General features: G+C 62.0%; 15 protein-coding genes. 9 read left to right on the plus strand and 6 right to left on the minus strand.

From position 1 onward, the window contains the following. The first annotated feature begins 234 nt into the window (after positions 1-234). Positions 235-1,086: an SDR family NAD(P)-dependent oxidoreductase gene (locus AC0QUY_RS40605; RefSeq protein WP_475391509.1), complete on the plus strand. Its 852-nt coding sequence runs from the start codon at positions 235-237 to the stop codon at positions 1,084-1,086. A gap of 447 nt (positions 1,087-1,533) precedes the next feature. Further along, positions 1,534-1,929 (plus strand): hypothetical protein, encoded by a 396-nt coding sequence (locus tag AC0QUY_RS40610; protein ID WP_161855352.1) that lies wholly within the window; start codon positions 1,534-1,536, stop codon positions 1,927-1,929. A 236-nt stretch (positions 1,930-2,165) separates the two neighbouring features. Here AC0QUY_RS40610 and AC0QUY_RS40615 read toward each other — a convergent pair whose 3' ends face one another. The 4 genes from AC0QUY_RS40615 to AC0QUY_RS40630 form a co-directional block, all read right to left on the minus strand. Continuing rightward, entirely contained in the window at positions 2,166-3,767 is a 1,602-nt protein-coding gene (locus AC0QUY_RS40615) for a TRAP transporter large permease (RefSeq protein WP_161855351.1), read from the minus strand. Further along, complete coding sequence (locus AC0QUY_RS40620; RefSeq protein ID WP_161855350.1) at positions 3,764-4,303, minus strand: TRAP transporter small permease subunit; 540 nt, start codon at positions 4,301-4,303, stop codon at positions 3,764-3,766. The genes AC0QUY_RS40615 and AC0QUY_RS40620 overlap by 4 nt, the downstream gene beginning before the upstream one ends. A 379-nt stretch (positions 4,304-4,682) precedes the next feature. After that, the gene (gene moaA / locus AC0QUY_RS40625; protein ID WP_475391511.1) at positions 4,683-5,711 is read right to left on the minus strand and encodes a GTP 3',8-cyclase MoaA; all 1,029 of its coding nucleotides are present in this window, start codon (positions 5,709-5,711) and stop codon (positions 4,683-4,685) included. Positions 5,712-5,894: 183 nt separating this feature from the next. After that, positions 5,895-6,581: an HAD family hydrolase gene (locus AC0QUY_RS40630; RefSeq protein WP_475391513.1), complete on the minus strand. Its 687-nt coding sequence runs from the start codon at positions 6,579-6,581 to the stop codon at positions 5,895-5,897. A gap of 64 nt (positions 6,582-6,645) precedes the next feature. On the opposite strand from AC0QUY_RS40630, the gene AC0QUY_RS40635 reads away from it, so the two are divergent. The 6 genes from AC0QUY_RS40635 (at position 6,646) to AC0QUY_RS40660 (ending at position 11,610) form a co-directional block, all read left to right on the plus strand. After that, positions 6,646-7,482, plus strand: coding sequence for an SDR family NAD(P)-dependent oxidoreductase (locus AC0QUY_RS40635; RefSeq protein WP_475391515.1), 837 nt, complete (start codon positions 6,646-6,648; stop codon positions 7,480-7,482). A 97-nt stretch (positions 7,483-7,579) separates the two neighbouring features. Then, on the plus strand, positions 7,580-8,278 hold the full coding sequence (gene rpiA / locus AC0QUY_RS40640) for a ribose-5-phosphate isomerase RpiA (protein WP_161855346.1): 699 nt from the start codon (positions 7,580-7,582) through the stop codon (positions 8,276-8,278). 24 nt (positions 8,279-8,302) lie between these two features. Further along, positions 8,303-8,848, plus strand: coding sequence for a DUF2059 domain-containing protein (locus AC0QUY_RS40645; RefSeq protein WP_161855345.1), 546 nt, complete (start codon positions 8,303-8,305; stop codon positions 8,846-8,848). A gap of 33 nt (positions 8,849-8,881) precedes the next feature. Continuing rightward, a complete protein-coding gene (gene gor / locus AC0QUY_RS40650; protein WP_475391517.1) occupies positions 8,882-10,267 on the plus strand; it encodes a glutathione-disulfide reductase in 1,386 nt (461 codons plus the stop codon). 138 nt (positions 10,268-10,405) lie between these two features. Next, positions 10,406-10,669, plus strand: a complete 264-nt coding sequence (locus AC0QUY_RS40655) for a hypothetical protein (RefSeq protein WP_475391519.1) — start codon at positions 10,406-10,408, stop codon at positions 10,667-10,669. Positions 10,670-10,758: 89 nt separating this feature from the next. After that, positions 10,759-11,610, plus strand: coding sequence for a 3-hydroxybutyryl-CoA dehydrogenase (locus AC0QUY_RS40660; protein WP_161855343.1), 852 nt, complete (start codon positions 10,759-10,761; stop codon positions 11,608-11,610). A 109-nt stretch (positions 11,611-11,719) separates the two neighbouring features. Here AC0QUY_RS40660 and AC0QUY_RS40665 read toward each other — a convergent pair whose 3' ends face one another. After that, positions 11,720-12,796: a flavodoxin family protein gene (locus AC0QUY_RS40665; RefSeq protein ID WP_475391520.1), complete on the minus strand. Its 1,077-nt coding sequence runs from the start codon at positions 12,794-12,796 to the stop codon at positions 11,720-11,722. 76 nt (positions 12,797-12,872) lie between these two features. Then, positions 12,873-13,463, minus strand: a complete 591-nt coding sequence (locus tag AC0QUY_RS40670) for a cysteine hydrolase family protein (RefSeq protein ID WP_475391522.1) — start codon at positions 13,461-13,463, stop codon at positions 12,873-12,875. Positions 13,464-13,630: 167 nt separating this feature from the next. Here AC0QUY_RS40670 and AC0QUY_RS40675 point away from each other — a divergent pair, with 167 nt between their 5' ends. Further along, a complete protein-coding gene (locus AC0QUY_RS40675) occupies positions 13,631-13,981 on the plus strand; it encodes a C40 family peptidase (protein WP_475391523.1) in 351 nt (116 codons plus the stop codon). The last annotated feature ends 399 nt before the right edge of the window (positions 13,982-14,380 follow it).

Here is a 14,380-nt window from a genome sequence, read left to right on the forward strand (position 1 = left end):
AACTCATAGAACAACGCAGCTTGTTCGATTTGCCGATGCCCCATCATGACCTTCAGTCCTGCCAATTAGACAGACTGAATCACTGATATCTCTGCGTCGCAACAGCCGCCTTTTTCAACACAATCGACCCAAACCGGACATGGCGGGCGCACCTGTAAGCTTAAGTACTATAAACTCAGCGAACCCAGATAGGTATCTGCCAAGGCCAATTGCAAAAGCAACGGAAATACGCACATGCAAGACCTTACCGGACGGACAGCCTTCATCACCGGAGCAGCATCAGGCATCGGGTTAGGGATCGCCACGGCGCTGTCGCAGGCGGGAGTGAAGGTCATGTTATGCGACATCGAGGAAGAGGCGTTAGCAACGGCGGTAGCGAAATTGAAACTTAACAACGCCGACGTTGACGGCGTGAGAGCGGATGTATCGCTTAAAGCAGACCTCCACGCCGCAGCGGATGCCACCGTGTCGCGCTACGGAAAAGTCCATATTCTGGTCAACAATGCGGGGGTCGCCGGCGGCCGGGGTTATGGTCATTGGACAGATGCGGGTTGGAATTGGGTTCTCGACGTCAATCTGATGTCGGTGATTTGGGGCATCGAGATTTTCGGTCCGCTGATCGAGGCGCACGGCGAAGGAGGGCAAGTTGTTTCCACGGCGTCCGTCTTCGGGCTGATCGCTGGAGGAAGTCCGCAGTATGATGTGACCAAATATGGAGTGGTGGCTCTGTCCGAAGGACTGCGGCCGGTGCTCGCGCCGCGGAAAATCGGGGTATCCGTCCTGTGTCCGGGCGTTGTCCGCACTCATATCTTTAATTTTCGTCGCAACGTGCCGCAGCGGATCGTCGAGAAGATCGGCAGTCCGCCGACGGAAGGACCGATCGCCGATATTATCAAGGCACTCCAGGAGCGGATCAACAAATTTGGCATCGATCCGCTCTATGTCGGCGAACTGGTTCGCGAGGCAATCGAAAATGACTGGCCCTACATCTTCACCGACACCGAGCACGAAGCCACGATCGACAGGCGCTTCGCCGCGATCAAGCAGGGCTTCGACCGCATCCGCGGAAGGACGCCGAGGCGTTAGCTATCGCATCTGCTCACGGCCGATGTCTCCTGTTGGTCCGAAACCGAAATGCTTCCGCAATCGCCTTATGTCTGTTGTTGGGGGGGAAGAACGGACCTAGCTCGGATACGCCCCGAGGTCTGAGTTTGACCCACTTCGGACATGCCGACTGCGCCCGTCACATGGCGCTTGCCTACAATGATAGTTCGAAAAGGTGAGGTCGGCAGACCGGCTAGAGGTTCACTAAACTGCGCGGCCAACGCTACGCTGAGAGTCGCCTTCGTCTAGTCACCTTCTTGGCGAAGGGATAAATGTCGGTTGCGCCGCTGCGGATAACTTCAAAAAACTCCAGACTACTATATTTGCACGTCTGGCAGATACTCAACAAAATTCAACGGCAATCCGTGTTCGTATCGCGCCGCACCCCAGCACCCGGTTGGCCAAACCTTCCCTAATGGTAGTAGTTGAATGACGGAGTTACGAGGAATTGAAAGCGTCGATCCGCGCGAACTAGAGAGCCAACGTGCGCTTACCGCGGCTTTGTGGTCAACGCTGAAAGAACAAGGCGTGAGAGACGGCACACCGGGGCGCATCGAATGCTATTTCTTCGCTAAAAGCGACGCGCACGTGACCGCTCTTGTAGCTGCCTTCCCGCGCTGGGAACGCGAGATCGCGAACAGTGACAATCCTCTCGGACGGCTCTCGGTACACATCATCTCCCCTCCTGTCCACCTGAGCAAAGAGGCTTTTCTTGAACTGGTCGACGTCGCGATGATCGCAGCGCATGAGAGCTCGTGCATCTTCGACGGTTTCCAGGTGGATACGAGCGCGCTGCAGAAGAGACGGTGGTGGAAGTTCTGGTGACGACCAGAGTCACCGCCCTTGGCCATATCGGCAAGGACAATCCTAGCTTCGGAGGGCGTTCGCAGTTGTATATCGAAGGAGTTCGCAAGGCAGGGCTGCCATAGTGACACGGCACCTCGCCGCAAGTATCGATGTCCGTTTCTGGCTCTTTTCGAACCTCGTGCGCTGTCCGAGTTAAGTGGGCGCCAAAGCGGATGTCCGTCGCCGCCCATCGCTTTACGAGTTCACACCCCTGGTCATTGCTTCGGTCCGCCGAAATCGAGCGGCGGCAGTTCGATCTGTGGCACCTCGATCTTGACCTTGCTGAGGTCGACGTCGAGCGGCTTTGGAAGCAGAGCGGTGACCACCATCGGGAAAGCGACCACGATCACCACCATGATGGCCTGCAGGCCGATCCAGGGTATCGCCCCCCAGTAGATGTCGGAGCTCTTGACCTCCTTGGGCGCGACGCCGCGCAGATAGAACAGCGCGAAACCAAATGGCGGGTGCAGGAACGAGGTCTGCATGTTGACGCAGAGCATGACGCCGAACCAGATCAGCGCAGCGTCGGGACCCACGATCGGCGCCAGCACCTTCTGCGCAATCGGCGCTACCATCGGCAGGATGATGAAGGCGATCTCGAAGAAATCGAGGAAGAACGCCAGGAAGAAGATGAAAACGTTGATGAAGATCAGGAAGCCCCAGACGCCGCCGGGGATCGAGGTCAAATGGTGCTCGAGCCACACGCCGCCGTTGACGCCGAGGAACACCACCGAGAAGCAGGTCGAGCCGATCAGGATGAACACCACCATGCAGGAGAGGCGCATGGTCGACTGGTAGCCCTGCTTGATCAGATCGCGCAGGTCCGGAATGCGGACCGCTTCCAGGCAGAGCCAGACGACGGCCAGATAGAGCACCGCGAAGGTCAGCTTGAGCACTTTGCCTTCGCCGAGGAACATTCCGACGATTACGGCGACGCCGGTGGCGGCGATGCCGACGAGCAGCATCTTGTGTCCCTTGCTGCTCAGATCCTTGTGGTGGATAGCGGCGAGCACGATGGCGCCGATCGCACCCATCGCGCCGGCTTCCGTGGGGGTGGCCAGGCCCATCATCATGGTGCCCAACACCACGAAGATCAGCACCGCGGAGGGAATGATGCCCATCAGGCATTTGCGCCAGAGCGGCCAGCCTCGCAGCGTCAGCGCGTCCTTGGGCACGGCCGGGACGTGATGGGGCAGGAAGATACTCAGAACGAAGGTGTAGCCGGCGAACAGCGCGATCTGCAGGAGCGACGGCCCCCAGGCGCCAAGATACATGTCGCCGACCGATTTGCCGAGTTGGTCGGCCATCACGATCAGCACCAGCGAGGGTGGCACCAACTGGGTGATGGTGCCGGATGCAGCCAGCACGCCGGTGATGTAGCGGACGTTATAACCATAGCGCAGCATCACCGGCATCGAGATCAGCGCCATGGCGATGACCTGCGCCGCCACCGTGCCGGTGATCGCACCGAGGATGAAGCCGACGATGATGACGGAATAGCCGAGGCCGCCGCGGATCGGGCCGAACAGCTGGCCCATCGAGTCCAGCATGTCTTCGGCGAGACCGCATCGCTCGAGGACGGAACCCATGAAGGTGAAGAACGGAATCGCCAGCAGCAATTCGTTGGAAAGCACGCCGCCGAAAATGCGGCCCGGAATTGCCTGCAGGAAGTTCATGTCGAAAAAGCCGAGATGGATCGACAGGAACCCGAACGACAGCCCGAGGGCCGCCAGCGTGAAGGCCACCGGGAAGCCGATCAGCATGGCCAGAATCAAGCCGCCGAACATCAGCGGCGGCATCATCTCCAGCGTGATCATTGGGTCGGCCTCTCGTACTTCGCATCAATCACGACATAACCCTTCAGTGCGGCGATGCGCTTGATCACCTCGGAGAAGCCTTGCAGCGCCAGGAATACGAAGCCCACGGGAACGACGAGCTTGATCGGCCAGCGAAGCAGGCCGCCGGCGTTGCTCGAGGTCTCGCCGACCGCGTAGGCCTGCATGAAGAACGGCCACGACAGATAGCTGAGTAGCAGGCAGGACGGGATCAGGAAGAACAGCGTGCCGATCAGATCGAGCTTGAGCTGGCCACGCTCGGACAGCATCAGGTAGAGGATTTCAACCCGGACATGCTCGTTCTTCTTGAACGTATGCGAGGCGCCGAACATCACGAAGATGGCGAACATGTACCACTGCAATTCGAGCCAGGCGTTGGACGAGTAGCCGAACGCGTAGCGGATCATCGCGTTGGCCGCGCTCACGACGCAGGCCGCAAGCACGAGCCAGTTGCAGACGCCGCCTAGTTTGTCATTGAGCCAGTCGATTGAATTACTCAGGGCCAACAATGGGCGCATTACTCTCTCCTCGGACACGTCATCGAGGCGTGCCGGATGTCTTCATTGATATTGCGTTGCCATCGCGCGCCCGACGACCGGAGCTGCCGCCGCGTAACCGGCGCGCAGGTTCGCTCCCGCGCGAAAAACGTGCGAGCCCGCAGCTCATTCGCAGATGCGATTGCAACGATAACTCCTCCCCCGTCTCGCGCTACCGCCGTCTTGTCTGCACCTTGGGGATGCAGCGGCCTTGTTCCGGCCGTGCTGGCGTGAAAGCAGCCGCACCATTTCAGCGCGCTGCGGCGGCGTCAATCGGAAAATGGACAAATTGACGCGGCAACCAATTGATTGGTTGGCCTGATAAATCCGCGTTTTTACGGGTGATAAGTTGGCCGGCGGACTAGCCGCCGGTCACGCTCATGTGGCGCGAGACGCTCGGGCGGTTATGCCGGCGGTCGATGATGAAGTCATGGCCCTTCGGCTTCAGCCCGATGGCGCGATCGATCGCGGCCGACAGCAACTCGTCGTCAGGCGATGCCCGCAACGGCTTGCGCAAATCGGAGGCATCCTCGTGGCCGAGGCAGGTGTGCAGCGTGCCGGTGCAGGTGATCCGTACCCGGTTACAGGACTCGCAGAAATTATGGGTCATCGGCGTGATGAAACCGAGCTTGCCGCCGGTCTCGGTGACGCGGACATAGCGGGCAGGGCCGCCGGTATTTTCGTCGAGGTCGGTGAGCGTGTAGTGTTGGGCCAGCCGCGCGCGCAACAATGACAGCGGTACATATTGGTCGATGCGGCCTTCGCCGATCTCGCCCATCGGCATGACTTCGATCAGCGTCAGCGCCATGCCCTTGCCGTGCGCCCATTCCATCAGCGAGGGAATTTCCTCCTCGTTCATGTTCTTCAGCGCCACCGCGTTGATCTTGACCGCAAGCCCCGCGTCGCGTGCGGCCTCGATGCCGGCCAGAACCTGGTCGAGATCGCCCCAGCGGGTAATGGCGCGGAACTTCTGCGCATCGAGCGTGTCGAGCGAGACATTGACGCGGCGGATGCCGCAGTCGCGCAATTCGCTCGCGAAACGCGCCAGTTGCGAGCCATTGGTGGTCAGCGTCAACTCGTCGAGCGCGCCAGTGCCAAGATGCCGCGACAGCGAGCGCACCAGCGTCATGACGTTGCGCCGGACCAGCGGCTCGCCGCCAGTGAGGCGGATCTTGCGCACGCCCTTGGCGATGAAGGCCGAGCACAGCCGGTCGAGTTCCTCCAGCGTCAGCAAGTCCTTTTTCGGCAGGAACGTCATGTCCTCGGACATGCAATAGAAGCAGCGCAGGTCGCAGCGATCCGTCACCGACACGCGCAGATACCGGATGGTCCGGCCGAACGGATCGACCATCGGGCGCATCAGCTGATCGGGTGACGGGGAGCCGTTCATTCAAACTGCCTTGTAAAGGAGCCTCTAAAGAAACCTGGCCTGCTGCTTCGCTAGCATAATCTAGGCAGCTTGTAAGGCGCCGACAATGCGCCTCAGCGCGCGGGTTGCGCCGGGGCAGGGGTCGGCGGGCGAGACGAATCGCGGGGGCTGCGGATCGCCGGATAACTGCAGTGAATCAGCTGGTTACACCTGCGACACGGCCTTGCTCAGCCCGTCCACCGCGGCCGGCAGCTCACGCATATGCCCGATCAGCCGGTCGGGCTTGAACTCGGCGATCGGTACATCGGTGTAGCCGAATTCGACCCCGATCACGGGAACGCCGGCTCGCCTCGCGACGCCGACGTCAGGCCCGGCATCGCCCACCATGATCGTCGCGCCGATATCGCCGCCGGCCCGCGCCACCGTCTGTTGCAGGATGATGGGATCTGGCTTGGAGACGCCGAACGTATCGGCGCCGCAGATCGCGGCAAACCGTCTGCTCAGGCCCAATTCGTCGAGCAGCCGCTTCGACAGCCATTCCAGCTTGTTGGTGCACACCGCAAAGCGGCACCCCTGCGCCGCGAGGTCGTCGAGCGCGGCTTCCAGCCCCTCGAAAGGGCGCGAGGCGTCGGCGATATGGGCGCCATAGTAATCGATGAAATCCTTGGTCAGCCGGTTGATGTCCTCGACGCCCATGATGCGGCCTTCCGCTTCGAGCGCGCGCTCGATCAGCTTGCGTGCGCCGGCGCCGATCATGTTGCGCGCCGTTTTCACGGGAACGGGCGTCAGGCCTTCGCGCGCGAGCACGAAATTGAGCGCGGCAATCAGGTCGGGGGCGGTATCGACGAGGGTGCCGTCGAGGTCGAAGACAACGGTGCGAGGAAAGGTCATCGGAATTCGCTAGCGGCAGGCGTCGCGTCATGCAAGTAGGGAACTTGAAATCCGGGAGGACGACATGCGCGAGCTTGTGGGCAAGACCGCCTTTGTGACCGGTGGGGCTGGTGGAATCGGTTTGGCGCTCGGCCGCGCGTTCGCGCAGGCCGGCATGAAAGTGATGCTGGCCGATATCGAGGCGGATGCGCTGCAGGCCGCCGTCACCAACCTGCGGGAAATCACGCCCGATGTCAGCGGCATCATCTGCGACGTTGCCGACGCGGAAAGCGTCGAGCGCGCCGCCCAGGCCGCATTCGACGCCTTCGGCAAGGTGCACGTGGTCTGCAACAATGCCGGCGTCGCCGCGGGCGGCCGCATCGACCATATCTCGCTCGACAGTTGGCGCTGGGTGATCGACGTCAACCTGATGGGCGTGCTTCACGGCATCAAGAGCTTTCTGCCGCATATCCGCGCGCATGGCGAAGGCGGCCATATCGTCAACACTGCCTCGATGGCGGGGATGTTGGCCGGACTTGGATTTAGCGCCTACGGCGCCAGCAAATTTGCCGTTGTCAGCATGTCGGAAGGGTTGAGCCTTCAGCTCAAGCCGCACGGCATCGGCGTCAGCGTATTGTGCCCAAACTATGTGCGTACCCGCATCGGCGAGAGCGGGCGCAACCGGCCCGCGCGCTACGGGCCGACGAAGCCGCTCGATCCCGCCAGCCCCGCTGCGGCCTTGGTCGCCGAGTTTGCCCGGAATATCGACGCCGGAATTGAGCCCGACGCGGTTGCCGCGCGGGTGCTCGCCGCGATCCGCCACGATGAACTCTACATTTTTACCCATCCCGGCATGCGGGCCGAGGTCGAGCCGCGTTTCGCCGCCATTTTGGCCGCAATGGATCGGGTTTCACCCCCATAATCGTTCTCTCGCACGACTTTTGGGCGCTGTTCCTGCCGTTAAAACGACGCTAGACATGCGCCCGCGGATCGGCGGGATTCCTGGGAGCATCGTCAGCGTGGATATGGATGGACTTAAGCGGCAGGCGGCGGCGCAGGCGCTGGAGCATGTGCAGGACGGCATGAAGCTCGGGCTCGGCACCGGCTCGACCGCCAAGCATTTTGTCGAGTTGCTCGGTCAGCGCGTGGCCGGTGGGTTGCGCGTGGTCGGCGTGCCGACCTCGGAAGCAACCCGCGCCCAGGCCGAAGCCTGCAAAATTCCCCTGACCACGCTCGACGAAGTCGACCGGCTCGATCTCACCGTCGACGGCGCCGACGAGCTCGATGGCGCCCTCAACCTGATCAAGGGCGGCGGTGGCGCGCTGCTGCGGGAGAAGATCGTGGCGGCGGCCTCGAATCGCATGATCGTGATTGCCGACGATACCAAATGGGTCGATGTCCTCGGCCGTTTCCCTCTACCTGTCGAGGTGATCCCGTTCGGGCTGGCCGCAACCCAGCGGGCCATGGCGGCCGCATTTGCCCAAAGCGGCGTTTCCGGGCAAATGGGGCTCCGCAAGGGCAAGGACGGCCACGTTTTTGTCACCGATGGCGGCCACTGGATTGTCGATGCCCATCTCGGGCGCATTGCGGATGCGCCGCGTCTGGCGGGCCTGTTGAGTCCGATCCCGGGTGTCGTCGAACATGGGTTGTTCATTGGCCTGGCCAGCATCGCCGTCCTGGCAGGTGCCCAGGGAATTCGCGTAGTTGAGCGGCGGTAACGCCGGAAATCGAGGAGAATTGGAATGAAGAGCCTTTCACGGATTATGTCGGCGACCGGCCTTGCAGTGGGGCTGGCCCTGACCGCCGTTCCGGCCAGCGCGCAGCAGAAGAACGCCCCTGCGGCGCCTGCGGCCACGCAACTCAAGCCTGGTTCGCCGGCGGCGATCGCTGCCGCCAAGGAAATCCTGACGATGAAGAACGCGGCGGCGATGTACGCCAACGCCGTTCCCAATCTCGTCGAGCAGACCAAGAACGTGCTGTTGCAGAGCAATCTGAACTACCAGAAGGACCTCAACGAGGTCGCCGTGATCGTGGCCAAGAATCTCGCCGGCCGTGAGAAGGAAATCGGCGAGGGCATGGCGCAGGTCTACGCCAACGAGTTCACCGAGCAGGAGCTGAAGGACCTCGTCACCTTCTACAAGTCGCCGCTCGGCCAGAAGCTGCTTGCGAGCGAGCCCCGTGCGATCCAGTTCAGCATGTCCTACATGAACCAGTGGGCCCAGGCCTTTGCCGAAACGATCAACGGCCAGTTCCGCGCCGAGATGAAGAAGCGCGGCAAGGATATCTGATCCAAACCAGAAGCGACTTCGGGCGGGGTTGAGATGGCTAAGTTCGACGTCGATCTGTTCGTCATCGGTGGTGGCTCGGGTGGCGTGCGCGCCGCCCGAATCGCTGCCGGCTACGGCGCCAAGGTCATGGTCGCCGAAGAATACCGGATGGGCGGCACCTGCGTGATCCGCGGCTGCGTGCCGAAAAAACTGTTCGTGCTCGGCTCGCATGTCCGCCACGAAATCGAGGACGCCGCCGGTTTCGGCTGGACCATCCCCGAATTCTCCTTCGACTGGTCGACGCTGGTCGCCAACAAGGACAAGGAGATCGCCCGCCTCGAGGGCATCTACGCCGCCAATGTCGAGAAATCAGGCGCGCGAATTGCGAAAACCCGCGCGGTGCTGGAAGACGCCCACACGCTGCGGCTGATGACCGGCGAAACGGTCACCGCAAAATATATTCTGATCGCGACCGGCGGCGCGCCGAACCACGGCCGCGAGATCCCCGGCATCGAGCACGTGATTTCCTCCAACGAGGCGTTTCACCTCACCGAGCTGCCCAAGCGCATCGTGATCCAGGGCGGCGGCTATATCGCGCTGGAATTCGCCGGTATCTTCGCCGGCTTCGGCTCCGACGTGACCGTGGTCTACCGCGGCGACAACATTTTGCGCGGCTTTGACGAGGACGTCCGCAAGCACGTCCGCGCCGAGATGGAGAAGCAGGGCATCACCATCATCACCGGCTGCACCATCGACAAGGTGGAGAAGCACGGCAAGGAATACACCACGCATTTGTCGAGCGGATCGAGCATCGCTTCGGAGAAGGTGATGTTCGCGATCGGCCGCCACCCGAACGTCGCCAATCTCGGGCTGGAAAAGGCCGGCGTCGCCATCAACCCGGCGAATGGCGGCATTGCCGTCGATGAGTGGTCGAAGACCTCGGTCGACAACATCTATGCGATCGGCGACGTCACCCATCGCCTCAATCTGACGCCGGTCGCGATTCGCGAGGGCCATGCCTTCGCCGACACTGTGTTTGGCAAGCGGCAGGTAGCAGTAGATCACGCCACCATTCCGACGGCCGTGTTCTCGCAGCCCGAGGTCGGCACCGTCGGCCTGACCGAAGCGCAGGCGCGCGCGCAGGTGAGCCATGTCGACATCTACAAGGCTGATTTCCGTCCGATCAAGGCGACGATGTCCGGCCGCGACACCCGCGTGCTGATGAAGCTCGTGGTCGACGGCACCACCGACCGCGTGCTCGGCTGTCACATCGTTGGCGACACCGCCGCCGAAATCGTGCAGGCGGTCGCGATCGCGGTGAAGATGAAGGCGACCAAAGCCGATTTCGACGCAACGATCGCGCTGCATCCGACGGCGGCCGAGGAGCTGGTGACGATGCGCACCCCGACGGCGCGCTATGTGCGGCAGGCGGCGGAGTAGGCAGGATCGTAGGATGGGTGGAGCGAAGCGATACCCATCACCTTCCGCGAAACGCCATGGCTGACAATTGATTTGGGTTGTAGTCCTGTGTCACGCGAGCCCGAAATTTCTCTGGTAACGAGACGGCTCGCAGCGGACATGGCATCGCTTTATCCGCAGCATCGGGTGGCACTCGAAAGCGCGCTGATCGATCCGCGTACAGTCGGCGTAAGTGACTCTCCCGGAGAATTCGTCGTTGCTGTGGCGGTTCTCGACGAGAGACTGCTTTATTGGTCGGACATCGAGGAGGGGTGGGAGCTCGAGGTCTCCGATGGTCGCGGCAACATCGCCTCTCGCGGTTGCAACCAGTTTAAACTTCAGCATGTGCTCCATCAGGTTTTCGGCGACCCCGATGCGTCCTAGGGGCGGCCGAGTGAGCATGCCAAGGGCTACCGATGGCCGCGACACTCTGATAACGGTGCGGGCAAGCATTCAATAACGGAGTTATCCCCATGATCGAACAAATCGGTATCGTAGGCGCGGGCACCATGGGTAACGGCATCGCCCAGGTGTGCGCCGCCGCCGGGCTTCCCGTCGTCATGACCGACATCTCCGACGCCGCGCTCACCCGCGGCATGTCGGTCGTCGCGAGCAGCCTGGAGCGCCTCGTCAACAAGCAGAAGATGACCGACGCCGATCGCCAGGCCGCGTTGGCACGCATCACGACGACCACGGACAACACGAAATTTTCTACCTGCGATCTCGTGATCGAGGCGGCGACCGAGAATGAAGAGCTGAAGGTCAAGATCCTGAAGGATCTATGCGCGAAGATTCGCCCGCAGGCGCTGCTCGCGACCAATACCTCGTCGATCTCGATCACCAAACTCGCGGCGGCAACGGACCGCCCCGACCGCTTCATCGGCATGCACTTCTTCAACCCGGTGCCGCTGATGGCGCTTTTGGAATTGATCCGCGGCCTGCAGACGTCGGACGATACCCATGCCAAGGCGGAAGCCTTTGCAAAACGGGTCGGCAAGGTTGCGATCACGGCGAAGAACAGCCCGGGCTTTGCGGTCAACCGCATCCTGTGCCCGATGATCAACGAGGCGATTTTTGCGCTTCAGGAAGGTATTGCCACGGCCGAAGACCTCGACGCCGGCATGAAGCTCGGCTGCAACCATCCGATCGGCCCGCTCGCGCTTGCCGACATGATCGGCCTCGACACCATGCTGTCGGTGATGGAAGTGTTCTATGAAGGCTTCAACGATCCGAAATACCGCCCCGCGCCGCTGCTGAAGGAAATGGTCGCCGCCGGCCACCTCGGCCGCAAGACCGGGCAGGGGTTTTATAGCTACGGGAAGTAGGCGTAGCGGTGGGTTTGTAGGGTGAGTTAGCGCAGCGTAACCCACCAAACTATTCGTGCGCGGGGATCAAAGCGGTGGGTTACGGCTTCGCCTAACCCACCCTACGCAGCTACTTCGGATTGGGATTGACAAGTCCCTGTCCGGGGTTCTCGAACTTCCCCGCCCGCGCCAGCTTCACCGCATTGCCGAGCGCGCGCGCCGCATTGCGGACCTCGTCCTGGAATTCGCGGTCCTCGTCCAACGCCTGATGCGAGGTGGCGTAAGGCTCCATGTAGCCGATATAGCCCTCCGCCTCTGCGGTGCGGCCGGCCGAGATCAGCGACATGTCGGTGAGCCAGTCCGACAGCGAGCGGCGCAACATCTCGGCGCCGGCGCTGTCGCCGTGCACGACGAGCCCAAAGTGGCGTCCCGCCAGATGCCGCGGGTAGGGCCAGCCCTTCAGTTCGAGCGCCTTGGCCTGATCGGCATGCTTGCCGTGGGTGGAGGTCGGATCGGGATTGCCGCCATCGGCGCAGACCAGCCGGTCCATCATCGCCTTCAGCGGCGTCGGCGCGTGATACCAGTTCACCGGCGACACGATCAGGATGCCATGGGCTGCCACCCACATCGGATAGATATCGTTCATCCAGTCGTCAGTCTGGTTTAGCGCGTAGTTCGGATAGCAACTGCAGGGCCAGTGACAGAGCGGCATCGCGGTGGCGACGCAGGATTTGCAAGGGTGAATCTGCCGGCCATATTCCGACGTCAGCCGCGACAGATCGAGAATGTCGACCGCAAATCCCATCTCGGTCAATACCGGCTCGCAGAGTTTGACCAGCCGCCACGTCTTCGAACTCTCGCCGGGGCAGGTATGCTCGGTGCGTGCCGAGCCGTTGATGATGAGGATGCGCGGCTGTGCGGCGGCATCGTCGTGGCGCCGCTGCGCCTCGAGAATGGCCTCGCGCGCGGCCAGCCAATCCAACGATATTTCGTACTCGGGATCGGCGAAGCCCGGCCCCGCTTTTCGCGTCCGCGGCGCCTTGCGCGAATGGCTGTAGGCGTCCCATGCGGCCGCGACGATGGCGTCGAGTTCGCGCTGCAGCGGCTTGAAGGCCGGATCGACGAAGCGGCGGCGGTAGCGCTTCTCGAATTCCTCGCGCGGCAGTTTGACGGCCGGCATTTCCCTGCGAATGTCCGGCGCCGTCATGGATCGGTCCTCGCGCGATGATTGCCTGTCTTCTCAACGTTGCAGGCGTGGCGGAGGTTCCGAGGTGGCTGGACGTCTAATCCGGACGCCACATGTCGAACAGCTCCGCCGCGCTCACCGGTTCGATCTGCTCGCTGAACCGCGTCCGGTACATGGTCATCAGCGCATCGTGGCCGGTGTCGGACGAACTGCACAGCGCGTCCTGCACGATGACGACGCGGAAGCCGAGATCGACCGCGCCGAGCACGGTGGAGAGGACGCAGACGTCGGTCTCCGCGCCCGACACCACCACCGTGCCGACGTGCCGCTCGACCAGGAGGTGACCGAGCCGAGAGCCGAAGAATGCCGAATAAGCCGGCTTGTCGACGATCAGCGCCGGCGGCGAATAGCGCGCCAGCTCAGGCACGATATCGAGCGCGCCGGCCGCGAGATTGCCGCGCGTTGCGCGTTGCCATTTCGTGAAATAGGCGTGCCATTGGCCGCGCCGGTCTTGCGGCTGCTCCGGCGTGATAAAGCGCGTGAACACTGTCCGCTCCCGGTAGCGCGCGCAGATCTCGGAGATGACCGGCAACACCCGCTCCATCCACGGCGTTTCCCACATGCCGCCCTTGGCGAAAATGTTCTGCATATCGATGCACAGATGCGCAGCGTCGCGAATTCCCGCCATGTACGGCCTCTCTCACGATCGGAAGGCTAATTCGATAGACAGGAACTGGTTTCAAGCCACGTTCACATTCGGGAAAGGATGGCAGTCATGCGGGAACCATCCAAGCCGATCGCTGTTGGCGGCGGGTTTGTACCCTCCCTCCAACCCCAGCGTTCGTGGAGTAATCGATGCTAAAGCCTCTCGCAGCGGCCTCTGTTATCCTGCTCGTCTTTTCCGCCCAGGCAAATGCGCGCCCTCAACACCGCCATCATGGTCATCGGGCCTGGTGCGGCAGCTATCTCAGTAAATATCTCGGCAAATCGGACCGCCGTCTCGCGCTGGCGCGCTCCTGGGCGAACGAGGGGATGAATGCAGGTGGCCCTGGCATTGGCGTCGTGGTGGTCTGGCGGCATCACGTCGGAATCATCACCGGGCAGACACCTGACGGCCAGTGGATCGTTCACAGCGGCAACGACGGCGGCGCGGTGCGCACGCGCGCCCGATCGCTTGCCCGCGCGATTGCGTTCAGACGCGTGTAGCAGGTGTGAGATCGCAGGGTGGGCAAAGGCTCGTCAGCGCCGTGCCCACCATCTTTCATCGCGCGCGCTTTTCGATGGTGGGCACGCTTGCGCTTTCCCCACCTACGGACTGCGGACTGATTTGCTTTTGCCGGCAAGCGCAATTCTTGACGTGCAACTGCGACAAGATAACTCGAAGGGCAAATCAATTCTGATTTTCCGAAATCGTGTCAAGCCCGGAATCAAAAAATATTCCGCTTAACAGGTTGGGCAAATCAGTCGCATAACTCCGCCCGTCTCACGGCAAGATGAGGGGCGCTTCGCGATCGTCACGAACGTGCGGTGAGATGCGATGGACGCTGATGTCACGACGACGTACGTGACGTGAGGCGTACGGCGAAGTCGTGTGGTTCGGACGCC

Source organism: Bradyrhizobium sp. WYCCWR15520 (assembly GCF_056174665.1).

What these genes read in the sequence shown, in the direction of transcription:
- AC0QUY_RS40670 (WP_475391522.1), bottom strand. Translation starts at nt 13,463, where the DNA reads ATGGCGGGAATTCGCGACGCTGCGCATCTGTGCATCGATATGCAGAAC.
- AC0QUY_RS40615 (WP_161855351.1), bottom strand. Translation starts at nt 3,767, where the DNA reads ATGATCACGCTGGAGATGATGCCGCCGCTGATGTTCGGCGGCTTGATT.
- AC0QUY_RS40665 (WP_475391520.1), bottom strand. Translation starts at nt 12,796, where the DNA reads ATGACGGCGCCGGACATTCGCAGGGAAATGCCGGCCGTCAAACTGCCG.
- AC0QUY_RS40660 (WP_161855343.1), top strand. Translation starts at nt 10,759, where the DNA reads ATGATCGAACAAATCGGTATCGTAGGCGCGGGCACCATGGGTAACGGC.
- AC0QUY_RS40610 (WP_161855352.1), top strand. Translation starts at nt 1,534, where the DNA reads ATGACGGAGTTACGAGGAATTGAAAGCGTCGATCCGCGCGAACTAGAG.
- moaA (WP_475391511.1), bottom strand. Translation starts at nt 5,711, where the DNA reads ATGAACGGCTCCCCGTCACCCGATCAGCTGATGCGCCCGATGGTCGAT.
- AC0QUY_RS40655 (WP_475391519.1), top strand. Translation starts at nt 10,406, where the DNA reads ATGGCATCGCTTTATCCGCAGCATCGGGTGGCACTCGAAAGCGCGCTG.
- AC0QUY_RS40635 (WP_475391515.1), top strand. Translation starts at nt 6,646, where the DNA reads ATGCGCGAGCTTGTGGGCAAGACCGCCTTTGTGACCGGTGGGGCTGGT.
- AC0QUY_RS40645 (WP_161855345.1), top strand. Translation starts at nt 8,303, where the DNA reads ATGAAGAGCCTTTCACGGATTATGTCGGCGACCGGCCTTGCAGTGGGG.
- gor (WP_475391517.1), top strand. Translation starts at nt 8,882, where the DNA reads ATGGCTAAGTTCGACGTCGATCTGTTCGTCATCGGTGGTGGCTCGGGT.
- AC0QUY_RS40675 (WP_475391523.1), top strand. Translation starts at nt 13,631, where the DNA reads ATGCTAAAGCCTCTCGCAGCGGCCTCTGTTATCCTGCTCGTCTTTTCC.
- AC0QUY_RS40620 (WP_161855350.1), bottom strand. Translation starts at nt 4,303, where the DNA reads ATGCGCCCATTGTTGGCCCTGAGTAATTCAATCGACTGGCTCAATGAC.
- AC0QUY_RS40605 (WP_475391509.1), top strand. Translation starts at nt 235, where the DNA reads ATGCAAGACCTTACCGGACGGACAGCCTTCATCACCGGAGCAGCATCA.
- AC0QUY_RS40630 (WP_475391513.1), bottom strand. Translation starts at nt 6,581, where the DNA reads ATGACCTTTCCTCGCACCGTTGTCTTCGACCTCGACGGCACCCTCGTC.